The organism is Stutzerimonas kunmingensis, from assembly GCF_900114065.1.
Lineage (GTDB): Bacteria > Pseudomonadota > Gammaproteobacteria > Pseudomonadales > Pseudomonadaceae > Stutzerimonas > Stutzerimonas kunmingensis.
The window spans coordinates 24286-42263 of the sequence record NZ_FORS01000012.1; the positions used below are offsets into that span (position 1 = coordinate 24286).

The 17978-nt window shown below is 63.3% G+C and carries 14 protein-coding genes and 1 pseudogene; 9 read left to right on the plus strand and 6 right to left on the minus strand.

Translation table 11 applies throughout. The annotated features are described in order from the left end of the window. Positions 1-11: 11 nt before the first annotated feature. The 3 genes and pseudogenes from BM275_RS20140 to BM275_RS20150 form a co-directional block, all read right to left on the minus strand. Positions 12-1121, minus strand: coding sequence for an ABC transporter ATP-binding protein (locus tag BM275_RS20140; RefSeq protein ID WP_090523188.1), 1110 nt, complete (start codon positions 1119-1121; stop codon positions 12-14). Positions 1122-1269: 148 nt separating this feature from the next. Next, entirely contained in the window at positions 1270-1899 is a 630-nt protein-coding gene (locus tag BM275_RS20145) for a response regulator (protein WP_008568256.1), read from the minus strand. Beyond that, positions 1896-4312: pseudogene (locus BM275_RS20150) on the minus strand (PAS domain-containing sensor histidine kinase). The gene BM275_RS20145 and the pseudogene BM275_RS20150 overlap by 4 nt, the downstream one beginning before the upstream one ends. Before the next feature lie 96 nt (positions 4313-4408). On the opposite strand from BM275_RS20150, the gene BM275_RS20155 reads away from it, so the two are divergent. Further along, positions 4409-5434 carry an alpha/beta hydrolase family protein gene (locus BM275_RS20155; protein WP_090523190.1) on the plus strand — a complete coding sequence of 342 codons (1026 nt, stop codon included), beginning with the start codon at positions 4409-4411 and terminating at the stop codon, positions 5432-5434. A 7-nt stretch (positions 5435-5441) separates the two neighbouring features. Here BM275_RS20155 and BM275_RS20160 read toward each other — a convergent pair whose 3' ends face one another. Genes BM275_RS20160 through BM275_RS20170 form a run of 3 tightly spaced genes read right to left on the minus strand, consistent with a single transcriptional unit; the run spans position 5442 to position 7898 of the window. Next, positions 5442-6209, minus strand: a complete 768-nt coding sequence (locus BM275_RS20160) for a DnaJ domain-containing protein (protein WP_090523192.1) — start codon at positions 6207-6209, stop codon at positions 5442-5444. Position 6210: 1 nt separating this feature from the next. Beyond that, a complete protein-coding gene (gene murU / locus BM275_RS20165) occupies positions 6211-6882 on the minus strand; it encodes an N-acetylmuramate alpha-1-phosphate uridylyltransferase MurU (protein ID WP_090523194.1) in 672 nt (223 codons plus the stop codon). Then, positions 6879-7898, minus strand: a complete 1020-nt coding sequence (locus BM275_RS20170) for an aminoglycoside phosphotransferase family protein (protein ID WP_090523196.1) — start codon at positions 7896-7898, stop codon at positions 6879-6881. The genes murU and BM275_RS20170 overlap by 4 nt, the downstream gene beginning before the upstream one ends. 129 nt (positions 7899-8027) lie before the next feature. On the opposite strand from BM275_RS20170, the gene BM275_RS20175 reads away from it, so the two are divergent. From BM275_RS20175 to BM275_RS20210, 8 genes are all read left to right on the plus strand, one after another. Beyond that, complete coding sequence (locus tag BM275_RS20175; RefSeq protein ID WP_090523221.1) at positions 8028-10844, plus strand: LPS-assembly protein LptD; 2817 nt, start codon at positions 8028-8030, stop codon at positions 10842-10844. Next, complete coding sequence (locus BM275_RS20180; protein WP_090523219.1) at positions 10825-12132, plus strand: peptidylprolyl isomerase; 1308 nt, start codon at positions 10825-10827, stop codon at positions 12130-12132. Before BM275_RS20175 ends, BM275_RS20180 begins: the two co-directional genes overlap by 20 nt. Positions 12133-12243: 111 nt before the next feature. Further along, entirely contained in the window at positions 12244-13236 is a 993-nt protein-coding gene (pdxA, locus tag BM275_RS20185; RefSeq protein ID WP_090523198.1) for a 4-hydroxythreonine-4-phosphate dehydrogenase PdxA, read from the plus strand. A 113-nt stretch (positions 13237-13349) separates the two neighbouring features. Beyond that, positions 13350-14144, plus strand: coding sequence for a 16S rRNA (adenine(1518)-N(6)/adenine(1519)-N(6))-dimethyltransferase RsmA (gene rsmA, locus BM275_RS20190; RefSeq protein ID WP_014821680.1), 795 nt, complete (start codon positions 13350-13352; stop codon positions 14142-14144). 40 nt (positions 14145-14184) lie between these two features. After that, positions 14185-14568, plus strand: a complete 384-nt coding sequence (gene apaG, locus BM275_RS20195) for a Co2+/Mg2+ efflux protein ApaG (protein ID WP_023445891.1) — start codon at positions 14185-14187, stop codon at positions 14566-14568. Further along, positions 14565-15392 (plus strand): symmetrical bis(5'-nucleosyl)-tetraphosphatase, encoded by an 828-nt coding sequence (locus BM275_RS20200; protein WP_041015145.1) that lies wholly within the window; start codon positions 14565-14567, stop codon positions 15390-15392. The genes apaG and BM275_RS20200 overlap by 4 nt, the downstream gene beginning before the upstream one ends. Then, complete coding sequence (gene glpE, locus BM275_RS20205; RefSeq protein WP_003300975.1) at positions 15389-15721, plus strand: thiosulfate sulfurtransferase GlpE; 333 nt, start codon at positions 15389-15391, stop codon at positions 15719-15721. The genes BM275_RS20200 and glpE overlap by 4 nt, the downstream gene beginning before the upstream one ends. A 270-nt stretch (positions 15722-15991) precedes the next feature. Then, on the plus strand, positions 15992-17914 hold the full coding sequence (locus BM275_RS20210; RefSeq protein ID WP_090523200.1) for a PrkA family serine protein kinase: 1923 nt from the start codon (positions 15992-15994) through the stop codon (positions 17912-17914). The last annotated feature ends 64 nt before the right edge of the window (positions 17915-17978 follow it).

Genomic DNA, 17978 nt, shown 5'->3' on the forward strand with positions numbered 1-17978 from the left:
CAGGCATCGCCTCAGGCCGCTTGCAGCGGGTCGAGCGCACGAACGTGCTCGACATGCCAGCCGATCGGGACCACGTCGCCGACCTGCAGGGCGCTGTCGAACTCGGCGATCGGCTGCTTGACGAAGAAATCGCTGACCCCGCATACCTCGAGACGGATGCGGATGTGGTCGCCGAGGTAGATGAACTCGGCAACGCGCCCGGTGAAGCGGTTCGGGCAGTTGGCACTGGCGCCGTTGAGCAGCACCCGCTCCGGGCGGATCGACAGGCTGACCGGCGACCCCGTCGCGCCGACGTTGACCGCCAGCGCCTCGACGGTTTCGCCGCGGCCGAGCTTGACCGTGCAGCTATCGCCACGACGGTCGAGCAGATGCGCCGGCAGGCGGTTGTTCTCGCCTAGGAAGTTGGCGACGAAGGTGTTCACCGGCTTTTCGTAGAGCGTGCGCGGGTCTTCGATCTGGTGGATCTGGCCCTGATGGAACACCGCCACCCGATCAGACATGGTCAGCGCCTCGCCCTGATCGTGGGTGACGTACACCACGGTGACGCCGAGGCGTTCGTGCAGATGCTTGATCTCCATCTGCATCTGCTCGCGCAACTGCTTGTCCAGCGCGCCCAGGGGTTCGTCCATCAGCACCAGCTGCGGCTCGAACACCAGCGCGCGGGCCAATGCCACGCGCTGTTGCTGGCCGCCGGAGAGCTGCGCCGGATAGCGGTTGCGAAAGCCCTCCAGCTGGACCATCGCCAGGGCGCGCTTGACCCGCTCCTTGATGTCCGGCTTGGCCATGCCGCGCACGCTGAGCGGAAACGCCAGGTTTTCCGAAACCGTCATGTGCGGGAACAGCGCGTAGTTCTGGAACACCATGCCCATGTCGCGCTTGTGCGGTGGCACGTTGTTGATCGCCCGGCCATCGAGGAGGATTTCCCCCGCCGTGGGCGTTTCGAAGCCAGCCAGCATCATCAGGCTGGTGGTTTTGCCCGAGCCAGACGGCCCGAGCAGGGTGAGGAATTCTCCGCGGCGGATGTCCAGATTGAGATCCCTGACGATCAGCGACTCACCGTCATAGCTCTTCTGGATGCCGCGAAAGCTCACCAGGATATCGTTCGCCGTTGACTCGACCATGCTGCTGCACCTGCGTAACCGTTGAACCGTGGTCACAGCGTAGAAGCGCAGCGGCGGTGGAAAAATCGGTACAGCGGAGCGATTGGCCTAGGCGTGAGGGAGAGTCGCGTGTAGGGAACGCCCTACACGGCGGGTCGGTGGCTGGTGCTCAGACCAGCTTGTGTTCCATGGCGTAGCGCACCAGATCGGCCACCGAATGCGCCGCCAGCTTCTGCATCAGGCGGGCCTTGTGGGTGCTGATGGTCTTGCTGCTGAGCGCCAGCTTGCCGGCGATGTCGTTTACAGAGTCGCCCTGCACCAGCCGTTCGAACACCGAGTATTCGCGTTCGGAAAGCAGCGCATGGGGTGGACGCGAATCGGTCAGGCCGACCTCGAAGACCATGCGATCAGCCAGCGCCGGGTCGATGTAGCGCCCGCCACCGGCGACCTTGCGCAGAGCGGTGAGCAGCAGCGCCGGCTCGCTGTCCTTGGTCGCGTAACCCGCCGCGCCGATCTTCAGCGCCCGCGCCGCCATCTGCGCCTCGTCGTGCATCGACAGCACCAGCACCGCCGGCGGCTGGCTCAACGCGCGGATTCGCGGTATCGCCTCGAGGCCGTTGACGCCAGGCATGGAGATATCCAGCAGCACCACGTCGCAACTGATCTGGCGCAGCTGATCGAGCAACTGCTGGCCATTGGCGGCCTCGCCGACCACCTGCATGTCACGCGCCATGCCGATCAGCTGCTTGATGCCCTCGCGGACGATGGTGTGATCTTCGGCGACCATGACCCTGATCATGACGGCAATGCTCCAGTGCTTGCGGCTGATGGAAGTGGCACCGGATCGAGTGGAACCCGCGCCGTGATGGTGGTGCCCTCGCCGGGCTGGCTGTCGATTATCAGTTGCCCGCCGAGCATCTGCACCCGCTCGCGCATGCCGACCAGGCCGAACGAACTGCCGGCGCCGCGCGCGGCCACAGGAAAACCGCAACCGTCGTCGCTGACGCGCAGACAGAGCATGTTGCCTTCGAGGAGTAACTGCACGCTGACCGTCTGCGCCTGGGCGTGCCGCATCACGTTGGTCAGCGACTCCTGAAGAATGCGGAACAGGCCGATGGCCTTGGCGTTGCCCAGCAGTGGCGGACATTCCGGCACCTCGACCAGGCAGGCCACGCCGCTGCGCTCCTCGAAGCGCCGCGCCTGCCATTCCACCGCCGAGGCAATGCCGGCATCGAGAATCGGCGGGCGCAGCGCGGTGGCGACATCGCGCACCCGCTGGAACAGCTGGGCGATCAGCCGCTTCATGCTTTCCAGCCGCTGCGCCAGGGCCGGGTCGAGGTCGGCGAAGCCCAGCTCGCACATCGAGGTTTCCAGCTTGAGTACGGTCAGCACCTGGCCCAGCTCGTCGTGCACCTCGCGGGCGATATGCGCCTTCTCTTCCTCGCGCACCGTCTCCAGGTGCGCGGCTAGCTGACGCAGCTGCGCCCGCGAAGCATCCAGCTCCAGCTCGATGCGCTTGTTGTCGGTGATATCCCAGACGATGCCGTCCCATACCTGGCGGCCATCCGGCTGGCCGCGCACGGAGGCACGGATGTCGGCCCAGCGCACCTCGCCATCGCGATTGAGAATGCGCCCCTGCCAGCGCCAGTCCTGACTTTTCTCCAATGCCAGCTGCTGACTGGCCCAGTAGCCGGCCTCGTCGTCGGCGTGCACCAGGCTGCGGATACCCTGCCCCGGCTGCAACAGGCGCTCGGCGGAATAGCCCACCAGGCGCTGGCTGGCCTCACTGATGTAGGCGACGCGCACCGGGGCCTGCGGCCCGTCGCGCTCCAGGCGGAACACCAGCCCCGGCACGTTGCCGGCCATGGCCTTAACCGCGCCTCGCTCTCCTGCAGCTGAGCGCTGGCGCGACGGCGCTCGGTGATATCGGCAAGAAACACCACCAGATACTCACGACTGCCGAAGCGCAGAAAGCTGTAGGTGACCGCCGCCGGAAAGCGCTGGCCGTCGGCGCGCTGCCACTCGCATTCGTGCACCTGGCGATCATCTTCGCCCGTGCGGGCAGCGCGCCAGCGCGCCAGCCATGCATCCATGCCCAGCGCCGGATCGAATGTTTCCAGTGGCTGATCCAGCAATCCGCCGGAGGCATGCCCGAGCAACATCTCGGCGGCCTGGTTGGCGTAGCGCACGCGACTGTCCCAGTTGAGCCAGAGGATGCCGACGGTGCTGTGATCGAGACAAAACTGCGTCAAACGCTGCGCTTCTTCGGCCGCCTCGCGCAGCTCGATGTCGCGGCGGGCGGTCTTCAGCCGGCTTTCCAGCACTCCATGCTGGCGCCGCTGCCAGGCGAGCATCAGCAGGCAGGCCAGCAGCAGAACGCCGAGCAGCAAGCTGAGACTGCGCCAGTAGCTGATCTCGCGGCCCAGATCAATGCTGCGGGTCTTGAGCCACTGTTCTTGCAACTGACTGAATTCCCGCGCCGGAAATTGCCGCAGCGCCGTATCGAGCACGGTCGCGAGTTCGGCGCTGTCACGCAGTGAAGCGATACGCAGCAGCTGCGGGTTGCCCAGATCGCCGACCACCGCCAGCGAGTCGTACTCCACCTGCTGCGACAGGCGCGCAAACACCGGCTCATCGATCACGGCATAGCTGGCCTTCGCCTCCAGCACCTGACGCAGCGCATCGGCTTGGCTGGTCGCCGTCAGCACGGTGATATTGGGATAGTTGCTGGCAAGGAACTCGGCGACTGGTCCCGGCCCAACGGCGGAAACCAGTTCGCTCGGATGCAGATACTCCAGGTCGATGGCGCGTGGACCGCCACGGTCTCCAACGAGCAAGCGCGGGATGCGCAGAAAGGGATCGCTGTAGCGCCATAGCCGCAAACCGGCCGGCGTCTGCCGCAGGCCCGGCGCCACATCGATCAGGCCTTCGCGGGCGGCCTTCTCCAGCGCAGCCTCGTCACTGAAGCGGCGCCATTGCAGGCGCACCCCGAGGTCGTCCGCCAGATGCTCCATCAGCTGCACATGAAAGCCTGACAGGCGCCGCTGGCGCTGGTCATACTCGGCGTAGGGCGCGCCCATCACCACCCCGACGCGCCACTCCGGATGCTGCTCCAGCCAGGCACGGCTGTCGGCGTCGAGCGTCACGGCGCCAGCCGCGAAAGGCAGCGCCAGGCTGATGAGAAGAACGAAACGCAGGGATAAGGCGAGCATATATTCACGCAATTGATGGGCGTGCCGACACGCTGTTGTAATGCATAACCCCTGCCGGCGCCAGCGTGGTACCGGCATCCATAGCGGAGACAATCCATGCGTCGTTTGTCTGCTTTCGTGCTTTTGTTCGGCGTCGCGCTTGGCGGCGGCGTGCCGTACATCGCAGCGGCGCAGGAACCGGAGGCGCCTCAGGAAGCACCAGCGGAGGAGCCAGCAGCAACGCCACGACCATCGCCACAAACTCGTAGCGAGGCGCTGGCCGCAGGGCTGCAACGACAGCTTGAGGCCACCGCCCAGCTGCAGCTCGGCGACGAAGACAAATTCCTCGCGCTCTGGCACCCGGCCAATACTGCGAAGGCCCTCGGCGTGCTCGTCATTATGCCGAGCGAAGGCGAGACCGCCGATTGGCCACGCGCAATCGGCCCGCTCCGGCGCGGCCTTCCCGAACATGGCTGGCATACCCTCAGCCTGACACCCGCTGATCCGGCGCTTAGCCCTGGCCCGCGCCCGCCAGCGCCAGAAGCCCCGGCTGCGGAAGAAAAGTCCGAAACGGAAGAAAACGCTGAGCCTGACGCCACCGATACCCAGCCGGCCGCGGCGCAAACCACTTCGGCGGGCTACCTGCCTGAGCAGACGGCAGCCACGGACAACGACGAATCGACGCCGCCACAAGCCGAGCAGGACACGCCGCCACCAACTCATGCCGAGCGCATGCTGGCGCGCCTGGATGCTGCCATCGAGCATGCGCGCACACTGCAGGCGTCGACGATTGTTCTGATCGGCCATGGCACCGGCGCCTACTGGGCGAGCCAGTACCTGGCACAGCTTCAGCCAAAGGATGTTGGGCAACTGGTGGTGATCGACCCACGCGCACCGTTGCAGGGGGAACAGCCGCTGGAGAGCTATCTCGCAACGCTACCCGCCGCCATCGGCGACTTCTATACGGGCACCGGAGCAGCCGCAAATCAGCAGGCACTGCAGCGGCGCAATGCAGCGCGCCGTGCTGGGCACCCGGACTACCGCCTGGTCGCACTGCCAGGCCTGACCGGTGACCGCAATACCGACCAGGAACAACTGGTGCGTCGCGTGCGGGGCTGGCTGGAGCGCAAGCCGGCACAGTGACGCCCGCTCAGCGAAAGCCGCGGCGCTCGCGAATCAATGCATAGGCACTGTGCAACTCGCGGGTGCGCTCGGTTGCGTCGCGCACCTGGGCGGCATTCGCACCAGCCCCCGCCTGCTTGTCCGGATGGTGCTTGCTCAGCAGGCGCCGATAAGCGCGCTTGATCAGCTGCGGGTCGGTATCCGGACGCACACCCAGCAGCTGCATGGCCTGCTCGTATGCACCACCCCGCCCGGCCGGGGCCTCCTTGCGTCGAGCCGCGCCCGGATCGAGCGCGGCCACCTCGGCGGCATCCCAACCCAGCCACTTGCCCCAGAGCAGCACCAGTTCGTGCTCGCGTGCGCCCATGCTTCCCTGCGCACGTGCCATGCGCCAGCAAGCCTGGATCAGGCGGCGGCTTTCCTCGCGCTGGCTGCGCAGCCGTTGCAGGGTATCGCGCAGGCCGTCACCGGTCGACTTGCCGCGGTTGAAGGCGGCGATGGCCTGTTGCTGCGCGGCGGCATCGAGCCCCTGCCGGCACATCTCGTCACGTGCGACCTGGATATGCGCCGAACTCACGCGACCGCCACTCTTGGCCAGACGCCCCAACAGAAAGAACAGCAAATCCCGGCCTTGCAGCACCGCCTTGCCGGCCAGGCGCGCACGCAGGCTGGCCCAAGAATCGAGCCCCAGACGACGATCGAGCACCTGACCCAGCAGACCGCCGAGCAAAGCCCCCGGAATGCTGGCCAGCAACCAGCCGATCAGCAGCCCCAACAGCGTGATGGGCCAGAACATGTCAGCGTCGCGCCTCCAGTAGTTGCTCGACTTCCGCCAGACGCTCATGGGTACCCACGTCGATCCAGGCCCCGCCAAAGCACTCGCCGGACACCTGCCCATCTGCCATGGCGCGGCGCAACAACGGCGCCAGCTTGAACGCACCCGGCTGGCAGCCATCGAACAGCGCAGGATGCAAAACGGAAATGCCACTGTAGGTCAGCGCGTCACCATTGACCTGGGGCTCCGTGACGGCCGATTCGCCCAGCCTGAAATCACCCTGGGGGTGGTGCGGCGGATTGTTCACCAGCACCAGATGCGCGAGCCCGTGAAGCGGCCGTCTCAGCCGGGCAAAATCGTAGTCGGTCCAGATATCGCCGTTGACCACCAGGAACGGCTCATCGCCCAGCAGCCCCAAGGCCCGATGAATGCCGCCGCCGGTCTCCAGCGGCTCGCCCTCGGGCGAATAGCGGATGGCCACGCCGAAACGACTGCCGTCGCCCAGATAGTCTTCGATCTGCTGCCCGAGCCAGGCGTGGTTGATCACCAGCTCGTCGAAGCCGGCGGTCGCCAGCGCACGAACGTGGTACTCGATCAGCGGCACGCCGGCGGCGCGAACCAAGGGTTTGGGCGTGTGCAGCGTCAGCGGGCGCAGCCGCTCGCCCTTGCCGGCGGCCAGAATCATCGCCTTCATGCGTGCGGCGCCTGCGGCAGCTCTGCCAGCAGTTGCTGCAACTCGGCCAGCTCCGGTCTGCGCGCCAGCACGGCCTCGATATAGGCAAAGAAGCGCGGCACGTCAGCGAGGTAACGCGGCTTGCCGTCGCGATGGCAGATTCGCGCGAAAATGCCGATCACCTTGAGGTGGCGCTGCAGTCCCATCAGGTCACTGGCACGCAGGAACTCGTCAAGCGATTCGGGCAGCGATACGCCAGCAGCGCGCGCCTTGTGCCAGTAGCCTTCGAGCCAGGCCCGCACCTGCGCTTCGGGCCAGCTGAGAAAGGCGTCCTTGAACAGCGAGGTGATGTCGTAGCTGACCGGGCCGAGCACCACGTCCTGAAAATCCAGTACACCAGGGTTGGGCTCGCTGATCATCAGATTGCGCGGCATGTAGTCGCGATGCACCAGCACCCGTGGCTGCGCCAGCGCCGAGTCGATCAGTTGCCGACAGATACGCTCCCACGCGGCCTGCTGCGCTTCGCTGAAGCTGTGGCCAAGGTGGCGCTGCACATACCACTCGGGGAACAGCTGCAATTCGCGACGCAGCAACGCTTCGTCGTATGCCGGCATCGGCTGGGTCACCGGATGCAGCTGGAACTTCAGCAAGACCTCCACGGCGTCTTCGAACAGCTGTTCGGCATTGCTCTGATCGATGACATCCAGATAGGTCTGGCGGCCCAGATCGGTCAGCAGCAGGAAGCCGCGCTCAAGATCGGAGGCCAGTATCTGCGGCACATGGACGCCGGCTTGATCCAGCATCTGCGCGACCTTGACGAAGGGTCGGCAGTCTTCCTGGGGCGGCGGTGCGTCCATCACGATCAGGCTGCGCTCTCCACCCTGCCAGCGGAAGTAACGGCGGAAGCTGGCATCGCTGCTGGCCGCAGTGAGCTGCGCCGCCGGCACTTCGCCCCAGCCGCAACGGGCGAAGATTTCGGGTAATTGCTGTTCCAGCCAGGCGCTAAGGTCCAGCAGACGTTGATCTTGATGCGGCATCCAGGGGGTCTCCACGGCGCTAGCCGATAGGCGGGTCATGCTTTATTATCCTGCATCTTTCTCAGCCCATCGAGAGGCGTGCGGCCCAGCCGGCCGATGGCTCGCCGCAAGCACGGACCAAAAAACAAGATGGCAGTCAAATACCCCGCGTTTCGTAAAAAATTCCCTCTACTGGTTACTGGCGGTCTGCTTGCATTGCAACCGGTAGCTGTACCTTTTGTCTTCGCAGCCGAACAGTTCGCCTGCCAGCCCGACGCCTCCGGCGGCTGGAACTGCGCGTCCAATGAAGCCAGTCAGACCCTGCCACCGCGCCCGGTACACAGCGGCAGCACCGTGAGCACATCGAGCACCGCCAAGTCGACGAGCAGCAAGGCGCAAGCGCCAACGGCGACGACCAAGCTGGTCACCGAAAGCAAGGGCCGCGCCCTCGCCTCTCGCAGCGCCGATTACAGCCATCTCGACTGGGTTCCGCGCGAGCAGCTGACCCCGGCTCAGCTCGCCGAAACCGGTCCTTATTGCGCCGGTACCTATGTCGAGCCCGACCGTCCCGGCAAGTTCGACACCACCCCGATGAGCGAAGCGCCGACCTATGTGTCGGCTAAAGCCACCCGCTACGAGCAGGAACAGGAAGTCGCCACCCTCGCCGGTGACGTGTTACTGCGTCAGGGCAGCATTCAGGTCGAGGCGGACGAAGCCAGCCTGCACCAGCTGGAAAATCGCGGCGAGCTGACCGGCAATGTGCGCTTCCGCGACCGCGATGCATTGCTGGTCGGCGACCGCGCCGAGATCTTCCTCGACAGCGGCGAAGCCAAGGTGGAAAACGCCGAGTACGTCGTGCATTCCGGCAAGGTGCGTGGCAGCGCGCAATACGCCAAGCGTGAAGAAACCGCGATCATTCGCCTCAAGGACGGTACCTACACCAGCTGCGAGCCCGGCGAAAACAGCTGGCACCTGCAAGGCAACAACGTCACGCTGAACCCGGCCACGGGCTTCGGCTCGGCCACCAACGTCACGCTGCGGGTCAAGGATGTCCCGGTGTTCTACACCCCCTACATCCATTTCCCCATCGACGATCGTCGCCAGTCGGGCTTTCTCGCGCCGAGCATCGGCTCGTCCAGCGATACCGGCCTCTCGCTGCAGACGCCTTATTACTTCAACCTGGCGCCGAACTTCGACGCGACGCTGTATCCGCACCTGATGACCGACCGCGGCCTGCTGATGGAAGGCGAGTTCCGCTACCTGACCCGCAGCAGCGAGGGCCAGTTCGGCGCGGCTTACCTGGACGACAGCAACGACGACCGCGAACTGCAGTCCGAGTACGAAGACCAGCGCTGGATGTACAGCTGGCAGAACCGTACCGGGCTGGACTCGCGCTGGCTCGCCGAAGTGGACTACACCGATCTCAGCGATCCGTACTACTTCCAGGATCTGGACACCAATCTGGATATCGATCAGCCGGATCACCTCGATCAGCGCGGTACGCTTACCTACCGCGGCAATACCTATACCGCACGCCTCAACATGCACGCCTATGAGCGCGCCACCGTCGCCGACATCACCCCCTATGAGCGACTGCCGCAGCTAACCCTGGATGGACGCCTGCCGTTCCAGCCAGGCGGTCTGAACTTCGCCTACAAGACCGAGTTCGTCAGCTTCCAACGCAGCCTGCGCGACGGCAATTTCATCAACGAAGACGGCAACCCAGAGCAGTGGTACGACGATCGCCTGCGTGGCCTGACGCGCGCCGAGGGCGAGCGCATACATCTCGAGCCGGGCGTCAGCCTGCCGCTGAACTGGTCGTGGGGCTTCCTCAAGCCCTCGCTCAAGTTCTTGTATACCTACTACAACCTTGATATCGACCAGAGAGGGGAAACCTCACTCTTTCTTGAGCAACAATTCGAGAAGACTCAGGATCGACAGGTTCCGGTATTCAGCGTAGACAGCGGCTTGTATTTTGACCGTGACACGCAGTGGTTTGGCAACAGCTATCGTCAGACCCTTGAGCCAAGGCTGTTTTACCTCTACGTTCCAGAAAAAGATCAAACCGATATCCCAATCTTCGATACCGGCGAGAGTAGCTTCAGCTATTCCTCGCTGTGGCGCGAGAACCGTTTCTCGGGCAAGGATCGCATCGGCGATGCCAATCAGATTTCGCTTGGCGTGACCAATCGCTGGGTCGAATCCAACGGGTTTGAGCGTCAGCGCTTCAGCATCGGCCAAGCGTTCTATTTCGAAGATCGCAAGGTAACGATGCCGGACAGTTACAACGGCCAGCCTAATAGAGCCCCGCTCAATCAACGAGCGGACTACACGTCCGATGTATCACCCTATGCGCTGGAGTACATGTACCGCTACAACCACGACTGGCGCTTTACCTCGACCTTCAACTGGGATCCGGACAGCCGTCGGACTCGCTCCGGCAGCGCAATGTGGCATTACCAGCCGGCCGACAACCCGGGCAAGATCGTCAACCTCGGCTACCGCTATCGCAACGACACCATGCGTTTCGATCAGGCGACCGGCGAATGGAGCTACGGCGGCGATTATGGCCGGGAGTTCCTCGACGAGGCTCAGACAGTACGGAACCCAAACTTCATCAAGGACTACTACAAGATCAACCAGCATGACTTTTCCGTCATCTGGCCGATCGTCCCGCAATGGAGCGTCATCGCCCGCTGGCAGCACGACTACAGCCGCAGCCGTACTCTGGAAGCCTTCGGTGGCTTCGAGTACGACAGCTGCTGCTGGAAACTGCGCCTGATCAATCGCTACTGGATCGACTACGACGAGACCAGCCTCAACCCTGATCGCAACGACGAGCCGGATAACGGCATCTTCCTGCAGATCGTGCTCAAAGGGCTCGGCGGCGTAGTCGGCAATGCGACCGAAACTTTCCTCGACGAAGGCATCCAAGGCTACCGTGAACGTGAAGATCAAGCTTTCTGAAGTACTGCGCCCGCTCGCGCTCGGCGCTCTGCTGCTGAGCGGCGCGAGCGTCGCGCCTGCAGCCCTCGCCCAGGTTCAACCCCTCGACCGCGTGGTGGCTATCGTCGATAACGACGTCATCATGCAAAGTCAGCTCGAACAGCGTATTCGCGAAGTTCAGCAGACCATCGACAAGCGCGGCGCCGATGTGCCGCCCATGGACGTCCTGCAACAGCAGGTGCTGGAGCGCCTGATCACCGAGAACCTGCAGCTGCAGATCGGTGAGCGCTCCGGCATACGCATTTCCGATGAAGAACTCAATCAGGCCATGGGCACCATTGCCCAGCGCAACAACATGTCGCCGGAGCAGTTTCGTGAAGCTCTGGTGCGCGACGGCCTGAGCCTGGAAACGGCCCGCGAGCAGATCCGTCGCGAGATGGTCATCAGCCGCGTGCGTCAGCGTCGAGTGGCGGAACGCATTCAGGTGTCCAACCAGGAAGTGCAGAACTTTCTGGCCTCCGACCTCGGCAAGCTGCAATTGTCCGAGGAATACCACCTGGCCAATATCCTCATCCCGGTACCAGAAGCTGCGGATTCCGCAGCCATCCAGGCCGCCGAACGCGTTGCCATGGATACCTACCAGCAGCTTCAGCAAGGTGCAGACTTCGCTCGCCTAGCCGTCGCGCGCTCCGGTAGCGAGAACGCGCTGGAAGGCGGCGACATGGGCTGGCGCAAAGCGGCTCAGCTGCCACCGCCCTTTGATACCGCCGTGCGCGAGCTGTCGGTTGGCGAGGTCACCGAACCGGTCCGCACGCCGCCAGGCTTCATCATGGTAAAGCTGCTGGAGAAGCGCGGAGGCGAAACACAGGTGCGCGACGAAGTGCATGTCCGCCACATCCTGATCAAGCCCAGCGCAATCCGTAGCGAAGACGAGGCCCGCCTGCTGGTGCAGCGCCTGCGTGATCGCATCAGCGCTGGCGAAGACTTCGCCGAGCTGGCCAAGAGTTTTTCCGAAGACCCTGGTTCGGCGCTCAACGGCGGCGACCTGAACTGGATCGACCCGGCCTCTCTGGTGCCCGAGTTCCGCGAAGTCATGGCCAATACGGCAAGCGGCGAACTGTCCCCGGTGTTCAAGTCTCCCTACGGCTGGCACGTCCTCGAGGTGCTCGGCCGCCGTGCGACCGATGCCAGTGAGCAGTTCCGCGAGCAACAGGCGCTGAGCCTGCTGCGCAACCGCAAGTACGACGAAGAGCTGCAGGCGTGGTTACGCCAGATCCGCGACGAAGCCTACGTCGAGATCAAGCTCTAAGCTTCACGCTGTACCTACAAGCAACAGGAATGCGGGGTGATGGCCGAAGGGTCGCCACCCCGTTTTCATTTCAGGCGGTTGAACGCCACACGCCATGCAGAGAGAAGCCTGATGACCGCTCCCCGCCCCTTCGTTCTCACCCCCGGCGAACCGGCCGGCATCGGCCCGGACTTGTGCCTGCTGCTGGCGCGCGAGGCCCAGCCTCAGATCCTGGTAGCCATCGCCAGTTGTTCGCTGCTGGCAGAGCGCGCCTCGCAACTGGGTCTGACGATTGAGCTGCGGGAAGTCGGGCCACATGGCTGGCCAAGCCAACCGGCGCCGGCCAACTGTCTGTATGTCTGGGATACTCCCTTGGATGCACCGGTGATCGCGGGCCAGCTCGACGCGCGCAACGGCCACTACGTACTGGAAACGCTGACCCGAGCTGGAAACGGGTGTCTCGACGGCAGCTTCGCCGGCATGATCACCGCGCCGGTGCACAAGGGTGTGATCAATGAGGCCGGCATCCCCTTTTCAGGCCATACCGAGTTTCTCGCCGAGCTGACCCGCACCGATCAGGTGGTCATGATGCTGGCCACGCACGGATTGCGTGTCGCGCTGGTCACCACCCACCTGCCGCTCAAGGATGTCGCAGCGGCGATTACCGCGGAGCGCCTGGAGCGGGTTACGCGAATCCTGCACCACGATCTGGTCAGCAAGTTCGGCATTACCCAACCACGTATTCTTGTCTGCGGCCTGAACCCGCATGCGGGTGAGGGCGGCCACCTGGGCCGCGAAGAAATCGAGATCATCGAGCCCGTGCTGACCAGGCTGCGTGACGAGGGGCTTGATCTGATCGGCCCGCTGCCAGCCGATACGCTGTTCACCCCAAAAAATCTCGAGCTCTGCGACGCAGTGCTGGCGATGTACCACGACCAGGGCCTGCCGGTACTCAAGTACAAGGGTTTCGGTGCCGCGGTCAACGTGACCCTGGGCCTGCCGATCGTTCGCACGTCGGTAGATCATGGCACCGCGCTGGATCTGGCCGGCAGCGGCAAGATCGACACTGGCAGTCTGCGGGTCGCACTGGAAACGGCCTACCAGATGGTCGGCAGCCAGAGCTAGCACGCACCCCACGCGGCTCGAACGATCTTCTTGCCGCCCTCGCCTGCTAAAATACGCGCCTTATTCGTTTTCAGCTTTGAGCTTCAGGCTTCAAGCTGCGCCCTGGAGCCCCGATGTCCGATTATCAGCACCGCGCACGCAAGCGCTTTGGCCAGAACTTCCTGCATGACGCTGGCGTCATTCACCGCATCCTGCGGGCGATTCATGCCAAACCGGGTGAGCGACTGGTGGAGATCGGCCCAGGCCAGGGTGCATTGACCGAAGGACTGCTCGACAGCGGCGCACATCTGGATGTCGTCGAGCTAGACCTCGACCTGATCCCCATCCTGCAGGGCAAATTCGCCGGGCGCGAGAACTTCAATCTGCACCAGGGCGACGCGCTGAAGTTCGACTTCGGTCGCCTCAGCGCAGAGCCGAACAGCCTGCGCATCGTCGGCAACCTGCCCTACAACATCTCTACCCCGCTGATCTTTCACCTGCTCGACCACGCGCACCTGATCCGCGACATGCATTTCATGCTGCAGAAGGAAGTGGTCGAACGCCTGGCCGCGCTGCCGGGCGGCGGCGACTGGGGCCGACTGTCGATCATGGTGCAGTACCACTGCCGCGTGGAGCACCTGTTCAACGTCGGGCCGGGTGCGTTCAACCCGGCGCCAAAGGTCGATTCGGCGATCGTTCGCCTGGTGCCACATGAGACGCTGCCGCATCCAGCGCGCGATCACCATCAACTGGAGCGCGTAGTGCGCGAGGCGTTCAACCAACGGCGCAAGACCTTGCGCAACACCCTCAAGGGGCTGCTGGACGCCGACGCCATCGCAGCGGCGGATGTAGATGGCAGCCTGCGTCCCGAACAACTGGATCTGGCGGCCTTCGTTCGCCTTTCCGACCAACTGACAGAACGCAGCTGAGGCTTCGGTCTCTACCCTGCCTTCAACAGCGAGCAGACTCATGTCCGACGATAACCGCTACCGCATCGACGTCAGCGTCACGCCTCGCTATCTGGCCGCGCAATCGGAGCCGGAACAAAACCGCTATGCCTTTGCCTACACCGTAACCATCGAAAACAATGGCGAGGTGGCAGCGCAGCTGCTGTCGCGACACTGGATCATCACCGATGGCGACGGTCAGGTGCAGGAAGTGCGCGGTGCCGGCGTCATTGGCGAGCAGCCGCTGATCGCACCAGGCGAACACCACGTCTACACCAGCGGAACGCTGCTGGCCACCTGTGTCGGCAGCATGCAAGGCAGCTATGAGATGTTGGCCGAGGATGGTCACAGTTTCGATGCGCTCATTGCGCCGTTCCGCCTGGCCGTACCCGGAGCATTGCATTGACGACCTATGCCGTCGGCGACCTGCAAGGTTGCCTCGAACCGCTGACCTGTTTGTTGGAGCGCGTCGACTTCAGCCCTTCGCGAGACTGCCTGTGGCTGGCCGGCGACCTGGTCAACCGCGGCCCGCAATCGCTCGAGGCACTGCGCTTCGTACGCGATCTCGGGTCGTCCGCAATCACCGTCCTCGGCAATCACGACCTGCACCTGCTGGCTGTGGCTCACAACATAGAGCGCATGCGCAAGTCCGACACGCTGCAAGCAATTCTGGCCGCGCCGGATCGGACCGACCTGATCGACTGGCTGCGCCAGCAGAAGCTCATTCATTACGAAGCCGCGCGTCACACCGCGATGGTTCATGCCGGCATTCCGCCGCAGTGGTCGCTGGAAAAAGCCCTCAAGCGCGCCTCGGAAGTCGAGCAGGCACTGCAGGACGACGCACTGCTGATGCCGTTCCTCGACGGCATGTACGGTAATCAACCGGCGAAATGGAACAAGGAGCTGCACGGGGTGCCGCGGCTGCGCCTGATCACCAACTACTTCACCCGCATGCGTTTCTGCAAGGCCGACGGCACGCTCGATCTGGAAGCGAAGGAAGGCGCCGACAGCGCCCCCGCCGGCTACTCGCCTTGGTTTAGCCACGCCAATCGCAAAACCCGCAACGTCAAGCTGATCTTTGGTCACTGGGCTGCGCTGGAGGGTCAATGCGACGAGCCGAACGTCTTCGCGCTGGACACTGGCTGCGTCTGGGGCAACGCCATGACCTTGATGAACCTCGACAGCGGCGAAATGCACCGCTGCGAATGTGAACACGGGAAACCCGCATGACCGACTTCAAACGCATCCCACCGGAACAGGCGCAGACCATGCGCAGCAGCGGCGCCGTAATCGTGGACATCCGCGATCCGCACAGCTATGCCAACGGCCACATCAGCGGCTCGCTGCATCTGGACAACCACTCGCTGCCGGATTTCATTGCCGCCGCCGATCTCGACCAGCCGCTGATCGTCACCTGCTATCACGGCCACTCCAGCCAGAGCGCAGCGGCCTATCTGGTCAATCAGGGCTTTTCGGACGTCTACAGCCTCGACGGCGGCTTCGAACTCTGGCGCCACACCTATCCGGCCGATGTCGAGCGCGGCGAAGAACAAGCATAAAAATTTATTTCCCCCCGATAGCCCGCCATCCGCGGGCTAGGCGCTATCAACAGCCGAACGGCAGCGCCTAAATTCCCTCCCCGCCCTTGATCTTGCCGAATCCGAACTATCCTTGAGTTCAGGCCATCCAAATAAACGAAGCCGGGAAACGGCTGACGGATTTCAGGGTTTCGACCATTAGGTGTTCGGGGGAACTCCACTGGCCGCCACTTCGGCCGGGCCCAGAGTGCCTGATGACGCGCCTATTCGTGCATCGATCGAGGTGAAGTCATGAGCATTTTCAGCCACTTCCAACAACGTTTCGAAGCGACCCGCCAGGAGGAGTATTCCCTCCAGGAATATCTCGATCTGTGCAAGGCGGACCCAGGTACCTATGCCAGCGCCGCCGAGCGCCTGCTGATGGCGATCGGCGAGCCCGAACTGGTCGACACATCGGTCGACTCGCGACTGTCGCGCATCTTCTCCAACAAGGTGATCCGCCGTTATCCGGCCTTCGAAGATTTCCATGGCATGGAGGAGTGCATAGACCAGATCGTTTCCTACTTCCGTCACGCCGCGCAGGGGCTGGAAGAGAAGAAGCAGATCCTCTATCTCCTCGGTCCGGTGGGCGGGGGTAAATCGTCGCTTGCCGAGAAGCTCAAGCAGCTGATGGAGAAGGTGCCCTTCTACGCCATCAAGGGCTCGCCGGTGTTCGAGTCGCCTCTGGGGCTGTTCAACCCGGCCGAAGACGCGCAAATCCTCGAGGAGGACTACGGCATTCCTCGGCGCTACCTGAACTCGATCATGTCGCCCTGGGCCACCAAGCGCCTGCAGGAGTTCGGCGGCGACATCTCCAAATTCCGCGTGGTCAAGCTGTACCCGTCGATCCTCAACCAGATCGCGGTTGCCAAGACCGAACCCGGCGACGAAAACAACCAGGACATCTCCTCGCTGGTGGGCAAGGTCGATATCCGCAAGCTGGAAGAGTTTCCGCAGAACGACGCCGACGCCTATAGCTACTCGGGCGCGCTGTGCCGGGCCAACCAGGGCCTGATGGAGTTCGTCGAGATGTTCAAGGCACCGATCAAGGTGCTGCACCCGCTGCTGACCGCCACCCAGGAAGGCAACTACAACAGCACCGAAGGCCTCGGCGCGATTCCATACAGCGGCATCCTCCTGGCTCACTCCAACGAGTCGGAATGGCACAGCTTCCGCAACAACAAGAACAACGAAGCCTTCATCGACCGTATCTACATCGTCAAGGTGCCCTACTGCCTGCGCGTCAGTGACGAGATCAAGATCTACGACAAGCTGCTGACCAACAGCTCGCTGGCCCATGCTCATTGCGCGCCGGACACCCTGAAGATGCTCGCGCAGTTCTCCGTGCTGTCCCGCCTGAAGGAGCCGGAGAATTCCAACATCTACTCGAAGATGCGCGTGTATGACGGCGAAAACCTCAAGGACACCGATCCGAAAGCCAAGTCGATTCAGGAATACCGCGACACCGCCGGAGTCGACGAAGGCATGAACGGTCTCTCCACTCGTTTCGCCTTCAAGATTCTGTCCAAGGTCTTCAACTTCGACCCGCACGAGATCGCGGCGAACCCGGTGCACCTGCTCTACGTGCTGGAGCAGCAGATCGAGCAGGAACAGTTCCCGGCCGAGGTGCGCGAGCGCTACCTGCGCTTCATCAAGGAGTACCTGGCGCCGCGCTATATCGAGTTCATCGGCAAGGAGATCCAGACTGCCTACCTCGAGTCCTACAGCGAGTACGGGCAGAACATCTTCGACCGCTACGTGCTGTATGCGGATTTCTGGATTCAGGATCAGGAATACCGCGATCCGGAAACCGGCGAGATCCTCAATCGCGTGGCGCTCAACGAGGAACTGGAAAAGATCGAGAAGCCGGCCGGCATCAGCAATCCGAAGGACTTCCGCAACGAGATCGTCAACTTCGTGCTGCGCGCTCGGGCCAACAACAACGGCAAGAATCCGTCGTGGCTGTCCTACGAGAAGCTGCGCGTGGTGATCGAGAAGAAGATGTTCTCCAACACCGAGGACCTGCTGCCAGTCATCAGCTTCAACGCCAAGGCGAGCAAGGAAGACCAGAAGAAGCACAACGATTTCGTCGTGCGCATGGTCGAGCGTGGCTACACCGAGAAGCAGGTTCGCCTGCTGTCCGAATGGTATCTGCGGGTGCGTAAATCGCAGTAAGTGGCTGGAAGCCTGAAGCTGGAAGCATCGCGGCGCGCTTCCAGCTTCGAGCCTATGGTTTCAG

Coding starts and splice junctions, on each gene's coding strand:
- pdxA (WP_090523198.1), top strand. CDS start 12,244: ATGACCGCTCCCCGCCCCTTCGTTCTCACCCCCGGCGAACCGGCCGGC.
- BM275_RS20160 (WP_090523192.1), bottom strand. CDS start 6,209: ATGTTCTGGCCCATCACGCTGTTGGGGCTGCTGATCGGCTGGTTGCTG.
- glpE (WP_003300975.1), top strand. CDS start 15,389: ATGACCGACTTCAAACGCATCCCACCGGAACAGGCGCAGACCATGCGC.
- BM275_RS20210 (WP_090523200.1), top strand. CDS start 15,992: ATGAGCATTTTCAGCCACTTCCAACAACGTTTCGAAGCGACCCGCCAG.
- BM275_RS20170 (WP_090523196.1), bottom strand. CDS start 7,898: ATGCCGCATCAAGATCAACGTCTGCTGGACCTTAGCGCCTGGCTGGAA.
- BM275_RS20155 (WP_090523190.1), top strand. CDS start 4,409: ATGCGTCGTTTGTCTGCTTTCGTGCTTTTGTTCGGCGTCGCGCTTGGC.
- murU (WP_090523194.1), bottom strand. CDS start 6,882: ATGAAGGCGATGATTCTGGCCGCCGGCAAGGGCGAGCGGCTGCGCCCG.
- BM275_RS20175 (WP_090523221.1), top strand. CDS start 8,028: ATGGCAGTCAAATACCCCGCGTTTCGTAAAAAATTCCCTCTACTGGTT.
- rsmA (WP_014821680.1), top strand. CDS start 13,350: ATGTCCGATTATCAGCACCGCGCACGCAAGCGCTTTGGCCAGAACTTC.
- BM275_RS20140 (WP_090523188.1), bottom strand. CDS start 1,121: ATGGTCGAGTCAACGGCGAACGATATCCTGGTGAGCTTTCGCGGCATC.
- apaG (WP_023445891.1), top strand. CDS start 14,185: ATGTCCGACGATAACCGCTACCGCATCGACGTCAGCGTCACGCCTCGC.
- BM275_RS20145 (WP_008568256.1), bottom strand. CDS start 1,899: ATGATCAGGGTCATGGTCGCCGAAGATCACACCATCGTCCGCGAGGGC.